We start from the raw sequence: 13885 nt of genomic DNA, 5'->3' as shown, positions 1-13885 counted from the left end.
GTGAAAGAGGCCAGGACACTCACCTTCCGCAGCGGTCACCGCATCACCCTTCTCGCCGAAGGCAGCGACGAGAACGGCCCCTACCTGCGGCTACGTCACGAACTGCCGCACCCTCGGCGGCAGGCAGGGCCGCACTGGCACCCCGTACTCAGCGAGCGATGGACCGTCCACGCAGGCTGCCTGCGCTTCCGGATCGACGGCCGGGAAATCGTCGCCGGACCGGGCGACACGGTGAGCGCGCCTGCCCGGACGGTGCACGAGTTCTGGAGCGAGGAACCAGACACCGTGGTGGTTCACGAGATTCGCCCGCCGCTGCAGCACTGGCGGATGTTCACGGTGTGGCGCAACCTCGACAACGCGGGCAAGACCGGCACGGCCGGTGTGCCCCGTAATCCCCTCGCGCTGGCGTTGCTGTGGAGTCACCAGGACGGTTACCTGGCCGGGATCCCGCCATGGTTACAGCGGGCGCTACTGGGTGGCCTGGCCCGGGTCACCCGGATGACCGGTTACGAACAACGGTGGTCGAGCGAAGACGCCGCGCGTAGCTGACGCCCGCGGCAACGGCTCGGCCGCTGCCGCTAGTGTCGTTGCCATGCTTGCGCCCGCTCGACCGCCCACTACCAGACCACCAGGTGTACGGCCGAGCAGCATCCATCTGCTCGGCGCCGGCTACGACAGCGCGGGAACGACCTCTTGGGTGTTCTCCGATATCACCTGCGCGATCGAGGTGTGCCTACTCGACGACTCGGCGACGGATCCGCCGCGGCTACCTGCCCGGCGGCAGCGGTCCCCGCGCATTGTCTGTTCGTCCTCCGCCGCACCGCATGACCGACACGAAGATGACTGAGAAGCTCATTTCCGCTACCCAGCCCACCGATCCGCTCGCCCGGCGCCGCATCCGCCCCACCACGGTGCGCAGCAGCTATCGCCTCCAGCTGCGGCCCGACGCGCTGACCTTCGCCGATGCCACCGCAATCGCCGAATACCTGCAGCAGCTCGGTATTTCGCATGTGTACCTGTCGCCGGTGATGACCGCGGCGCGCGGTTCCACACACGGCTACGACATCACCGACCCCACCACGGTTTCCGCGGCGCTCGGTGGGCCTGCCGGGCTCAAAGCGCTGGCCGATGAGGTGCGCAGCCGCGGCATGGGCCTGATCGTCGATCTGGTGCCCAACCATGTCGGGGTGGGCGACCCACAGCAGAACCGGTGGTGGTGGGATGTGCTGCGCCTGGGGCCGGAATCGAAGTTCGCGCACTATTTCGATATCGACTGGAGCCCGTCCAACGGCGCGGGCGGGCGGCTGGCGCTGCCGGTACTGCACAGCGAGAACGACCCGGCCGCGCTCACCGTGGACCGTTCCGGCAGCGAACCGATGCTGGCGCTGCACGATCTGCGGTTCCCCATCGCGCCGGACACCGACGGCGACAACGCGCTGCGCATCCACGACAAACAGCACTATCGGCTGGTCTCCTGGAAGGCCGGGCTCTGCGGGTACCGGCGTTACTTCGCGGTGAACGGTCTGGCCGCGCTGCGTCAGGAAGATCCTGAAGTCTTCGAAGCCACCCACCGGGAACTGGCCGCCTGGTGCGAACACGATCTGATCGACGGTGTGCGCGTCGACCATCCCGACGGGCTCGCCGACCCGGCCGGATACCTGACCCGGTTGCGCCGGTTGATCGGACCGCACCGGCTGCTGCTGGTGGAGAAGATCCTGGCCAACCGGGAACCGCTGGATCCAACCCTGCCGATCGACGGGACCACCGGCTACGAATCGCTCGCCGATTTCGGTGGCGTGCTGATCGACCCTGCGGGCGAGCCGACGCTGACCGAATTGTCCAGACGCGTCGCCGGGCACGGCAGCGACCGGATCTGGCTCGGCGAGAAGGAGCACCGCATCAAACGCGCGGTGGCCGAAAGTATTCTGGCGCCGGAGGTGCGCCGGCTGGTCGCGGCCGTCAAACGCGATGCCCGCGCCGAACATTTCGACACCATGGCAGTGACCAACGCGACCATCGAGGTGCTGGCCTTCGTGCCGGTGTCCCGGGCCGATTACGCGCCGCTGGCCGGAATGATCGGTGCCGTGGTGGCCGAGGTGGAAAGACGTAACGGCGAACTGCAGGCGCCGTTGTCGATCCTGGTCGCTGCGCTGGCCGCGGGCGGTGAGGCAATGGTGCGGTTCTGTCAGGTCAGCAGCGCAGTGACCGCGAAAGCCGTCGAGGACACCATCTTCTACCGGGCAGCACGGCTGGTGTCATTGCAGGAAGTGGGCGGCAACCCGGCCCGGTTCGGGCATTCGCTCAACGAATTCCATCTGGCGAACGCCGCGCGGGCGGTGCGCTGGCCCGCCACCATGACCACGCTGTCCACCCACGACACCAAACGCGGCGAGGATGTGCGTGCCCGTATCGGGGTGCTGTCGCAGGTGGCTCCGGCGTGGGCGCGGGCGGTGACGTCCTGGTTGGAGACCACACCCGCCCCGGACGGGGCGACGGCACTGTTCCTGCTGCAGAACATGTTCGGAGTCTGGCCCGCGGACGGTCGCCCGGTGTCATCGGTGCACGGTCTGCGCGACCGGCTGCACCGGTTCGCGGAGAAAGCGGTCCGCGAGGCCGGTGAGCACTCCTCCTGGGAAGACCCCGACACCGAGTTCGAGGCAGCGGTGCACACCTGGGTGGATGCGGTGATCGACGGGCCGGTCGGCAGGCAGCTCACCGATTTCGTGCATGATCTCGCACCGCACGCCTGGTCGGACGCGCTGGCACAGAAGCTGCTGCAACTGTGCGCACCCGGGATTCCCGACGTCTATCAGGGCTGTGAGCTGTGGGAGGACTCGCTGGTCGATCCGGACAATCGGCGTCCGGTTGATTTCGGCGCCCGTGCCGGGCTGCTGCACGCGCTGACCGGGACGCCGGGGCTGGACGTGACGGGCGCGGCGAAGATGTGGATCGTCGCGTACGCGCTGTGGCTGCGCAGGGAACGGCCGGATTGTTTTGTCGGCGGCACCTATACACCACTGTTCGGCACCGGCGACCACGCAGGCAAACTGGTCGCCTACGCGCGCGGGCGGGCTGGCAGCGAGCCCGAGGTCATCGTGGCCGCGACCCGCTACAGCGTCGGCCTGGCCGACTCCGGTTGGGGGGATACGGCCGTGGACCTGCCGCCGGGCAATTGGACCGACCGGCTCACCGGGCACACGTTCACCGGCCGAGCCCGGATGGAGAAACTGTTCGCGCGGCTACCGGTAGCGCTGCTGGTGCGGTGACCGCGGCAGCAGCGGCAGACACCGGTGTCAGGCCGAGGTTTCGACTGCCGCGCCCGGCTCGGGTCCGGTGCCGATGATCTCGTCCCCGGTTCGTTCGATCAGCGCTTCCGGCACCGGCCCGCCCAGTTCCTCGCGCCAGCGCCGCAGGTTGGCGGGCTCGTGTTCGCTCATCCGGGCGGCCGAGGCCAGCCGGATACCCCGGTCATCGGGTGCGGCGAGGCGGCGCCAGGAGTCCCAGTAGAACCGTTCGCTGCGCGGGTTGCGCAGGACCCGCAGCAGGTTGAGCGCTCGATAGCCGGGGCCGAGGGAGTCGTGGCGGCACATATGGCCGGGCACGTCCAGGCACTGCTGGGCCAGACTGTCGAGGCGGTCCCGGTCGAACACCAGCCCAACCGATTCGGCTTCGTCGATCATCCAGCGCAGGGCGATATCGGATAGGCCGCATTCGGCGTAGCCGCCGCCGATATCGCTGTGCACACCTTCGAACCACACCTGTTTCACGCGGGGAAAACCCTTGCGGTACTCGCGCTCCGGTTCGACCGGCACCTCCCACAAGCAGGGTTCGAAGTTGCGCCTTCGCTCATCGATGGCCAGCGCCTGCCGGGCGCAGCGCACGTTCGGGGTCAGCCGTACATCGTGGAAACGGTGCCGCAGCGAGGTCAGCCCCGGCACACCGAGCGCGCCGACGGTGTCGAATACGCCGAGGAAGTCGATATCAGCCGGTTCGGGATGGCAGTGCGTGGCACGGAACGCCTCGCACTGCCGGGACGGGGAGTCGTCGCGGGGCGGGCGCTGTTTGTACAGGCGCATCGCCTGCGGGTAGCAGCCGTCGATCATCGCTTCGGGGGTGAGGATGCCGACCCGGGAGATCAATCCGGCCAGGCTGCGCGCGGTGAAGGCGCCGCGGCTGAAGCCGAAGATGTAGATCTCGTCGCCGGGTTCCCAGTTCAACGCCAGATGCCAGTAGGCAGAGGAAAGGTTCGCCTCCAACCCCAGCCCGAACGCCCCGCCTATCCACCGGTCGGCGAGGAAACCGCCTGTGCCCGGCCCTGATACATAGGTGACCCACTGCTGCACCGGTTGTCCCTCCGGACCGGGCACCTGGTATCGGATGGTCTGCGCGATTTTGACGATATTCGTGACGGTGCTACTGGATTCGGCCTTCCAGGTGCCGTCGCAGCACACCACAAGACGTTTCATAACCCGATTTTCCCCTCCCCGGCGCGACCCCGTATGCGTAGCGGACTACTCGAAACACTATGCCGCCCGGCGCATCCGGATGTCAGCCGTGCCGTACTGTGCCGCTGCGGGTTACGCGAACGCGGGATCAGTCTTCGCCGGGGTGCGTGGCTTCGGGCCTGCGCCACTGCCCGGCGAACCATACGAGCGCGGCAACCGAGGCCGCAGTGAGCACCGCGGTCTGCGCTGAGGCAGTGATCAACCCGAGCGCCAACAGGGTGAGCAGCCCGGCGGCCAATGCCTCCAGCTTGTACACCGGCCATGTGACGCCGGCGATCACACAGGTGGTGTTTCGTGCCCTCGATGCGCCGAGGGCACGTGCTGGAACCGAGTGCCGCACTGCCATTTGTTCAGGCTACCCCCGTCCATAAGTTCGGGCCAGCGAACTTATGGTTTCCGCTCCCCGGCCGAGCGCGGGAACAGTTCCTGCGGCGCCTGCGTTGGTCCTGACATGCCTCTGACTGGAGAATACGCACCGAGCACCTCCGACTGGGCTCGGGAACAGGCCGAGAAATACGAGAACTCCGGCGGTACCGAAGGCACGACGATGCGCGGTATGCCGGTCGTCGTCCTCACCAGCCGCGGCGCCAAAACCGGCAAGTTGCGTAAGACGCCACTGATGCGGGTGGAGCACAACGGCGAGTACGCCATCGTGGCCTCGCTCGGCGGTGCGCCCAAACATCCCGTCTGGTACTACAATGTTGTCGCCGAACCGCATGTCGAACTGCGCGACGGCACGGTGAACAAGGACTACACCGCCCGCGAGGTCTTCGGCGAAGAACGCGATCTGTGGTGGGAGCGTGCTGTCGCCGCCTACCCCGACTACGCCGACTACCAGACGAATACCGACCGCCAGATCCCGGTGTTCGTGCTCACCCCCCGCTAACCGCCCGACCTGCCCGGTTCCGGCCGTTTCCACCCCACCCGCCGCAGCTGTCCGCTGCGGCGGGTGGCACCATATTCGGAGTGTCCAATCCGCTCGATGTCATCGACGATCTGTCAGCCGCACGTCCGACGCTGAACGCGGACGAGATCGATGCCGCCGCGAAGCGAATTACCGACATTATCGAGCCCACCCCACTACAGCTGTGCCCGCGGCTGTCGCAGCTGACCGGCGCGCGGGTGTACCTCAAACGTGAGGATCTGACTGTCGTCCGCTCCTACAAGCTGCGCGGCGCCTACAACCTGGTGGTGCAGCTCAGCGAGCGCGAACGCGCCGCAGGCGTGGTCACCGCGAGCGCAGGCAATCATGCTCAAGGCGTCGCCTACGCCTGCCGCGCCATGGGCATATCCGGCCGCATCTACGTGCCGACCACGACCCCGCGGCAGAAACGCGACCGTATCCGGGTGCATGGCGGCGAATTCGTGCAGCTGATCGCGGTCGGTGAAACCTACGATGCTGCCGCCGCGGCCGCCCTCGCCGATGCCGAACGGACCGGCGCGACCCTGGTGCCGCCGTTCGACGACGCCCGCACCGCTGCCGGGCAAGGCACCATCGCAGTGGAAATCCTGAACCAGCTCGATACCGCCCCCGATCTGGTGGTGGTGCCCGTCGGCGGTGGCGGCTGCCTCGCCGGTGTCGGCACCTACCTGCGCGCCCGGTCGGTCGGCACGGCCATCCTCGGGGTGGAGCCCGCCGGGGCGGCGTCGATGGCCGCGGCGCTGATCGCCGGCGAGCCGGTGACCCTGATGGAGGTGGATCCGTTCGTCGACGGCGCGTCCGTGCTGCGGGTCGGCGCGGTGCCGTACGCGGCTGTGGCCGGGTTCGGCGGCCGGGTGGTCTCGCATGCGTCGCTGCCGTTGCTGGTGGGCACCGAGTACCCGAAGGGTGCCGGTTCGTTCCGGATGTTGGCGGTCGACGAGGGAGCGATCTGCACGACGATGCTGGATATGTACCAGAACGAGGGCATCATCGCCGAGCCCGCGGGCGCGCTCGCGGTCGCTGCCCTGTCCGAGATCGACGTAGAACCCGGTTCCACGGTGGTGTGCCTGGTATCCGGCGGCAACAACGATGTGTCCCGCTACGGCGAGGTCATCGAACGCTCCCTGGTGCATCAGGGGCTCAAGCACTACTTCCTGGTGGATTTCCCGCAGGAGCCGGGTGCGCTGCGCCGTTTCCTGGACGAAGTACTCGGCCCCGACGACGACATCACTCTGTTCGAGTACGTCAAACGCAACAACCGGGAGACCGGTGCCGCGCTGGTCGGTATCGAGCTCGGTTCCCGCACCGATCTGCCCGCGCTGCTGGAACGGATGCGGGAATCACCGATCCAGTGCGAACGCCTCGAACCCGGTTCGCCCGCCTACCGTTACCTCACCTGAGCGTTGCCGCCGCGGCCGGGCCCGGTTACGCGGCGGCTTCGCGGATTTCGTCGCGGGTGATCTTGCCTGCGGCGCGCAATCCGGTCAGGATGAGCGGCAGCAGCCAGCTGCCCGCCGCCATATCCCAGGCCAGCTGGTTGATCGCGAGCCGATTGTGCACGAACCCCACCGACAACCCCAGTTTGGGATCGGCCCAGCCGAGCGACCCGCCGAGACCGATATGGCCGAACCCCGCCGGGCTGCCCATGGTCGGGAACGAGTGGTAGCCCAGATGCCACAGCGGCGGGACATAGAAGAACAGTCCGGCGTCGGGGCGGTAGCGTTCGATCCGGCGGATGGCTTTCATCGTGGGCCGCGACAGGTAGCGGTCCGCGCCCGCCATCCCGTCGCAGGCGAGCACCCCGTACAGGGCGGCGAGCCCGTTCGCGGTGCACACCCCGTTGGCCGCGGCCAGTTCGGTGTCGAGGATCGGCGGGTTCACACCCGAGACGATGGTCTGCACACCCGGCACGAACATCGATCGGGTCGCGGCGCCTGCCGCGCCTGGCACGCCGTACAGGCCGGTGAGCAGTCGCATCCCGAACGGTGTCCCGGCCACACCGAGCCCCGACCCCGCGGCATCGGCCATCGTCACGGCGGAATCGGCAGGCGGGCGGCCCAGGTGGATTCCGTCGATCCCGAGCGGTGCGGCTACTTCCTGCCGGAACAAATCCTTCATTCCGAGTCCGGTGACCGAACGCGCCAGCCCCGCCACCAACCATCCGTAGGTGAGCGCATGATAGACGGGCACACCGAGCGAACGATCGGGTCTGGCGGCAGCCAATCGCTCTTCCATCAGTTCGTGATCGAGCAGTTCTTCCGGTGATCTCGCGAGCCGGTGGATACCGGACAGCCCCGCCGAATGGGTCATCACCTGCCGGACGGTGATCTTGCCTTTACCGCCGGCCGCGAATTCCGGCCAGTACTCGGCGACGGGTGCGGAGTAGTCGATCAGCCCCCGGTCGGCGAGCCGGTGGATCACCGTGGCGGCCACGCCTTTGGTCGCGGAATACACGAGTGCGCCGGTCTCCCGGGTCCACGGCGTGCCCGGCCCGGCGCTACCGGCCCAGATATCTACGATCGGCTCCCCGTGCAGATAGACGGCCAACGCACCGCCCGCACCGCGCCTGGTCCCGAAGATCCGCGCGAAAGCCGACGTCAAACGCCGGAATTCGGGCCCGGCCGTGCCGGAACAAGCAACGCTGCTCATCTATTCACAGTACGGTCGTGCCATAATTTCGGCAACTTCGGCGTCTCGGACAGCCCCACCCCGAGGACACCGGCGTGCGCATACTTGCCGCCCGTATCGCCGGAAACCACGCAAACGGCGTGGAGGGTCCGAACGGCTGTCCGGGACGGTGAGCTCGGCGGTCGCCCACCTCGCCGCGGACCGGCCCTGATGTGCTGCGCTGCCTGCTGTCGACATTCATCCAGACCACATGGACGTGAAGCCGGCGCGTGTGCGGCGCCGGGCGCCCCGGAAGTCATCGTCCAGCGCTGTAACACCAGTGCAGCCTTACCCCTGGTCGCGAGTCGATGCGGGAGTCGCCACGGGCAAACACCATTGCCCTTGCCCCCCGCTGTCCTGACTGGGACAGTGAAGTTGTGGGGATCTATCGCGACCGTGTCGTACCGCACATCGTGAACGTGGCGTGCGGGATGAGGGCCAATGACCCGTTGCGGGAGCGGGTGTGCGCGGGGTTGTCCGGGCGGGTGGTGGAGCTCGGGTTCGGATCAGGGTTGAATGTACCGTTCTATCCGCCTGCGGTGCAGTCGGTGAGCGCGGTCGAGCCGGCGGATCTGGGGTGGAAGCTGGCCGCGGGCCGGTTGGCGTCGGCGCCGGTGCCGATCGAACGGGCCGGTCTGGACGGACAGTCATTGCCGTTCCCCGACGACAGCTTCGATTGCGCGCTGTCCACCTGGACGATGTGCACCATCCCGGATATCGCGTCCGCGCTGGCCGAGGTGCGGCGGGTGCTGGTGGCGGGCGGAACGCTGCACTTCGTCGAACACGGACTCGCCCCGGACCCGGGGGTGCAGACGTGGCAGCACCGGCTCAATCCGATCCAGAAGGTGCTCGCGGGCGGCTGCAATCTCGACCGCGATATCCGCGGGCTGATCGAGGACGCCGGTTTCCGTATGCGCGAGGTCGACATATTTTACGGGGAGGCAGGCCCGCGGTTCATCGACGCACAGTCGCTCGGGGTCGCCGTGTCGCCATAACCCCACAGTATTGAAACGAACAATCCAAAACTGCTACCGTGCTCCCATGGCACGACCACGGGCATTCGAAGAAGAGCGCGCACTCGACGCCGCCTTGCGCGCATTCTGTACCGCGGGCTACGAAGCCACCTCGACTCGAGACCTGTGCGAGGCCACCGGACTTGGCCGCAGCAGCATCTACAACACTTTCACCAGCAAACGCGACCTGTTCCAGCGCGTACTGCGCCGATACATGGACGACAAGAACGCCACCCTCGCCGAACTTCTCGACAGCGAGGCCGATACCAGGACGAAGATCCGAGCGCTGCTCTGGCAGACCGTCGACGCCCCCGAAGGCGAACCCGCCGGTTGCCTGGTCGTCAACACACTCGTCGAGCTCGCACCGCAAGACCCCGAGACAGCCGAAACCCTGCGCAAGGACAAACAGCACCGGCTCGCCCTGCTCACCACCACCCTGGAGGCAGGTAAACGGGCAGGTGAGATCGATGCCGACAAGGACACGCGCGCCCTGGCCCTGTTCCTGATCTCCACCATCAGCGGTATGCGCGTGGCAGCGCGCGGCGGCGCCGACCGAGCCGAACTCGCCGCCATCGCGAACACCGCACTCGACGCCTTCTAACCCTCTGCCCTCGATCACAGTCGTTTCCCCCACCCAAGTTTTGGACTGAACGATACAAAAGGTAGGTTTTCGTGCCCGTCGCCATCTACGTCCTGGGGCTGTCCATATTCGCCCAGGGCACCTCCGAGTTCATGCTCGCCGGTCTGCTCACCGAAATAGCCGCCGACCTCGGCGTCTCGATCCCCCGCGCGGGTCTGCTGATCTCCGCCTTCGCCATCGGCATGCTGGTCGGCGCGCCGATCCTGGCAGTGACAACGAGGCGGCTGCCCCAGCGCACCGCACTACTCGTCTTCCTCGCGGTATTCCTGGCCACCCACATCGTGGCCGCATCGACCTCGGATTACTGGGTGCTGTTCGGGACGCGGGTGGTCGGTGCGTTCGTCTACGCCGGTTTCTGGGCGCTGGCGGCGGCGACCGCGATCAGCTTGGTGCCCACACAGTCCCGCGGCAAGGCGATGAGCATCGTGGCGGGCGGGCTCACCGTCGCGACCGTGATCGGGCTACCCGCGGGGACGGTGATCGGGCAGCAGCTCGGCTGGCGAGGCGCGTTCTGGGCCGTCGCACTGCTGACGGCGTTCGCGATGATCGGCGTACTGGCAAAGATCCCCGCCGGGAACGACACGCACACCTCTGGGTTGCGCGCGGAACTGCGCGCCCTGATCAACCCGCGGTTGTGGTTGTCCTACAGCACCACCGCGCTGGCCACAGCGGCCGGGCTGGTCATCTTCGCCTACCTGGGTGCGCTGCTGGTCGAAACCACCGGTATCGCGCAGACCTGGGTCCCTGCCGTGCTTGCGGTGTACGGGCTGGGTTCGCTGCTCGGCATCACCATCGGCGGACGCACCAGCGATGCCCACCCGTTCCGCACCTTCTACATCGGTCTGACCGGCGTGGTCGGCGCCGCCACGCTGCTCGCACTGACCGCCGAATACGCGGCGGCCACAGTGGTGCTGGTATTCCTGCTCGGCGCTTTCGTTTTCGCCACCAACCCCACACTCAACTCCCGCGTCTTCGCTCTGGCGCCCGGCGCGCCCACCCTGGCGGCCGCAGGCAACGTCTCCTCGTTCAATATCGGTATTACGGTCGGCCCATGGCTGGGTGGGCTCGCCATCGACGCGGGATACGACTACGCGGTCACCGGGTGGATCGCCGCCGTCGTCGCTACCGCCGCGCTGAGCACCGTTGCCATCGCTCACCTGCTGCAACGCCGCACACCGGGCCATATCGAGCCGACATCAGGCTCGGCGCCCGCTCCCGTCGCGATACCGGGAACACGGCCCGAAGCACTCGTCGAATCCGGGGTGTGAGGCCTGCTGCCGCTACCTGTCGTAGCGGCAGCAGCCCAGGTGGAGGCACCCCCTGCGGTGTCAGCCGGCGAGGCAGCCCGGCCCCAGCAGGGCCTTGAGGTCACCCATCAACGCCGACGACGGCGACACCCGCAGGCTGTCCGCAAGTTTCAGCAGCGTGGTCTTATCGCGGGCGCCTACGTGCCGGATATGCACATCGGAGGTGCCCGGGTGCCGGGACAGCACCCGCTTGAGTTCGCCGATCTTGTCGGGGGTGCACATCCGTGTGCTGATGGTGACCGACAGCGGTTTCGCCACCCCGATCGCCGACAGGTCCGGTACGGCCAGATCGTTGGCGATCAACGAGATCCGGTCGTCGCGCACCGACACCCGTGCCCGCACCAGCACCACCGCGTCCTCGACCACATCCATGCCGTACACCGAATACGCCTGCGGGAAGAACAGCACCTCGATACCACCGGTGAGGTCCTCGAGCTGCGCCGACGCCCACGCCAGACCGTTCTTGTTGATACGGCGGTTCACCGACGCGAGGATGCCGCCGACGGTCACCTGGGTTCCGTCTTTGAGATCACCTTCCAGAATGGCCGGGATCTGGGTGTCGGCCTGGGCGGCGAGCACATGCTCGACACCGGTGAGCGGATGCCCGGAGACATACAGCCCCAGCATTTCCCGTTCCAGCGCCAGCCGGTGTTTGGTGTCCCATTCCTCGTCGGGAACCTTCACATCGAACACCGACGCCACCGAGTCGTCGCCCTCGTCGCCCATCCCGCCGAACAGGTCGAACTGGCCGATCGCCTCGGCCTTCTTGGTGGACATCACCGCGTCGATGGCGTCGGAGTGGATCAGCAGCAAACCCTTGCGCGGATGCCCGAGCGAATCGAAAGCACCGGCCTTGATGAGAGATTCGGTGACCTTCTTGGTGCAGGCGATGGCATCGATTTTGTTCAGGTAATCGGAGAAGTCGGTGAACTTCGACCTCTCCTTGCGTGCGGCGATGATCGACGACACCACGTTCGTGCCGACATTGCGGACCGCACCCAGCCCGAACCGGATATCCGCGCCCACCGAGGCGAAGTTGTGCTCGGATTCATTGACATCCGGTGGCAGCACGGTGATCCCGAGACGACGGCAGTCCGACAGATACACCGCCGCCTTGTCCTTGTCGTCACCGACGCTGGTCAGCAGACCGGCCATATATTCCGCGGGATAGTTGGCCTTCAGGTAGGCGGTCCAGAACGACACCAGCCCGTAGCCGGCGGCATGTGATTTGTTGAACGCGTATCCGGCGAACGGAAGGATGGTGTCCCACAGCGCCTTCACGGCTTCCTCGGAGAACCCGTTGCCCGTCATCCCTTCGTGAAAGCTCTTGTACTCGGCCTCGAGCACCTCGAGCTTCTTCTTACCCATGGCTTTACGCAGCGCGTCGGCCTTGCCCATGGTGTACCCGGCGACCTTCTGGGCGATGAACATGATCTGCTCTTGGTAGACGATCAGGCCGTAGGTTTCGGCCAGGATGTCGGCGAGCGGTTCCTCCAGCTCCGGGTGGATCGGGGTGATGGGCTGACGGCCGTTCTTGCGGTCGGCGTAGTCGTTGTGCGCGTTCATCCCCATCGGGCCGGGCCGGTACAGCGCGAGCACGGCCACGATGTCGTTGAACCCGGTGGGCTGCATCCGGCGCAGCAGATCCCGCATGGGGCCGCCGTCGAGCTGGAACACGCCCAGCGTATCGCCGCGGGACAGCAGTTCGTAGGTGGCGGGATCGTCCAGCGGCAGGTTGTCCATATCGAGGTCGATGCCGCGGTTGGCTTTGATGTTGTCCAGCGCATCGCCGATGACGGTGAGGTTGCGCAGGCCGAGGAAGTCCATCTTCAGCAGGCCGATGGCCTCACACGACGGATAGTCCCAGCCGGTGATGATGGCGCCGTCCTGGGCCCTGCGCCACAGCGGGATGGCATCCATCAGCGGTTCCGACGACATGATCACCGCGCAGGCGTGCACGCCCGCGTTACGGATCAGGCCCTCCAGCCCGAGCGCGGTCTCGTAGATCTTGGCGACATCGGGGTTGCTGCCGATCAGCTCGCGGACCTCGGCGGCCTCCTTGTACCGCTCGTGCTCGGTGTCCATGATCCCCGACAGCGGGATGTCCTTGGCCATGATCGGCGGCGGCAGCGCCTTGGAGATCTGGTCGGCGATGGCGAAACCGGGCTGGCCGAACTGGACCCGCGCCGAATCCTTGATCGCCGCTTTCGTTTTGATGGTGCCGAAAGTGATGACCTGGGCGACGCGGTCACTACCCCACTTCTCGGTGGCATAACGCACCATTTCACCGCGGCGGCGATCGTCGAAGTCGATATCGATATCGGGAGCGGACGGGCGTTCCGGGTTGAGGAACCGCTCGAACAGCAGACCGTGCGGGATCGGGTCGATATTCGTGATACCGAGCGCGTAGGCGACCAGCGAACCCGCGGCCGAACCACGGCCGGGACCGACCCGGATACCGACTTCCTTCGCGTGCGAGACGAGGTCGCCGACCACCAGGAAGTAGGCGGGGAAACCCTTCTGCTCGATCACGTCGAGTTCGTAGTCGGCGCGATCCCGGTAACGCTGCGGCACCTCCTTGCCCGCGAACCGCCGGGCCAGCCCCCGCGCCACCTCCTTGCGCAACCACGAGTTCTGGGTCTCCCCCTCCGGGACCGGGAACACCGGCATCCGGTCCTTGAACGCCCACACGTCGTCGTAGGGCTGCACCCGTTCGGCGATCAACAGGGTGTTGTCGCAGGCCCCAGGCACCTGGTCGTCCCAGAGCTCACGCATCTCGGCGGCCGATTTCAGATAGTAGCCATCGCCACCGAACTTGAACCTGGTCGGAT

General features: G+C 66.9%; 11 protein-coding genes. 7 read left to right on the top strand and 4 right to left on the bottom strand.

The genetic code is table 11. From position 1 onward, the window contains the following. Both B0T44_RS15720 and treY read left to right on the top strand, forming a co-directional pair. A complete protein-coding gene (locus B0T44_RS15720) occupies positions 1-549 on the top strand; it encodes a cupin domain-containing protein (RefSeq protein WP_077119840.1) in 549 nt (182 codons plus the stop codon). A gap of 290 nt (positions 550-839) precedes the next feature. Continuing rightward, on the top strand, positions 840-3266 hold the full coding sequence (treY, locus tag B0T44_RS15715) for a malto-oligosyltrehalose synthase (protein ID WP_081512198.1): 2427 nt from the start codon (positions 840-842) through the stop codon (positions 3264-3266). A gap of 27 nt (positions 3267-3293) precedes the next feature. Here treY and B0T44_RS15710 read toward each other — a convergent pair whose 3' ends face one another. Both B0T44_RS15710 and B0T44_RS15705 read right to left on the bottom strand, forming a co-directional pair. Continuing rightward, positions 3294-4466, bottom strand: coding sequence for a T6SS phospholipase effector Tle1-like catalytic domain-containing protein (locus B0T44_RS15710; RefSeq protein WP_077119838.1), 1173 nt, complete (start codon positions 4464-4466; stop codon positions 3294-3296). A gap of 127 nt (positions 4467-4593) precedes the next feature. After that, on the bottom strand, positions 4594-4851 hold the full coding sequence (locus B0T44_RS15705) for a hypothetical protein (RefSeq protein ID WP_077119836.1): 258 nt from the start codon (positions 4849-4851) through the stop codon (positions 4594-4596). 105 nt (positions 4852-4956) lie between these two features. On the opposite strand from B0T44_RS15705, the gene B0T44_RS15700 reads away from it, so the two are divergent. After that, the gene (locus B0T44_RS15700; RefSeq protein WP_077119834.1) at positions 4957-5391 is read left to right on the top strand and encodes a nitroreductase family deazaflavin-dependent oxidoreductase; all 435 of its coding nucleotides are present in this window, start codon (positions 4957-4959) and stop codon (positions 5389-5391) included. Positions 5392-5471: 80 nt separating this feature from the next. Then, the gene (ilvA, locus tag B0T44_RS15695; protein ID WP_077119832.1) at positions 5472-6827 is read left to right on the top strand and encodes a threonine ammonia-lyase IlvA; all 1356 of its coding nucleotides are present in this window, start codon (positions 5472-5474) and stop codon (positions 6825-6827) included. 25 nt (positions 6828-6852) lie between these two features. Here the strand turns inward: ilvA and B0T44_RS15690 are convergent, their stop codons facing one another. Continuing rightward, on the bottom strand, positions 6853-8076 hold the full coding sequence (locus tag B0T44_RS15690) for a serine hydrolase domain-containing protein (protein ID WP_077119830.1): 1224 nt from the start codon (positions 8074-8076) through the stop codon (positions 6853-6855). A gap of 395 nt (positions 8077-8471) precedes the next feature. On the opposite strand from B0T44_RS15690, the gene B0T44_RS15685 reads away from it, so the two are divergent. The 3 genes from B0T44_RS15685 to B0T44_RS15675 all read left to right on the top strand — a co-directional run bounded on the left by B0T44_RS15685 (position 8472) and on the right by B0T44_RS15675 (position 11015). Further along, positions 8472-9089 carry a class I SAM-dependent methyltransferase gene (locus B0T44_RS15685; protein ID WP_077119827.1) on the top strand — a complete coding sequence of 206 codons (618 nt, stop codon included), beginning with the start codon at positions 8472-8474 and terminating at the stop codon, positions 9087-9089. 46 nt (positions 9090-9135) lie between these two features. Then, positions 9136-9708 carry a TetR/AcrR family transcriptional regulator gene (locus tag B0T44_RS15680; protein ID WP_077119825.1) on the top strand — a complete coding sequence of 191 codons (573 nt, stop codon included), beginning with the start codon at positions 9136-9138 and terminating at the stop codon, positions 9706-9708. Between the two features lie 71 nt (positions 9709-9779). Further along, complete coding sequence (locus B0T44_RS15675) at positions 9780-11015, top strand: Cmx/CmrA family chloramphenicol efflux MFS transporter (protein WP_077119823.1); 1236 nt, start codon at positions 9780-9782, stop codon at positions 11013-11015. Positions 11016-11075: 60 nt separating this feature from the next. Here B0T44_RS15675 and dnaE read toward each other — a convergent pair. Then, positions 11076-13885: DNA polymerase III subunit alpha (gene dnaE / locus B0T44_RS15670; RefSeq protein WP_077119821.1), on the bottom strand; the 2810-nt coding region annotated here is incomplete at its 5' end.

Origin of the sequence: Nocardia donostiensis (assembly GCF_002081715.1) — a bacterium.
Taxonomy (GTDB): domain Bacteria; phylum Actinomycetota; class Actinomycetes; order Mycobacteriales; family Mycobacteriaceae; genus Nocardia; species Nocardia donostiensis.
The sequence above is the reverse complement of the archived record's forward strand: the minus strand, read 5'-3'. Positions and strand labels throughout refer to the sequence as shown.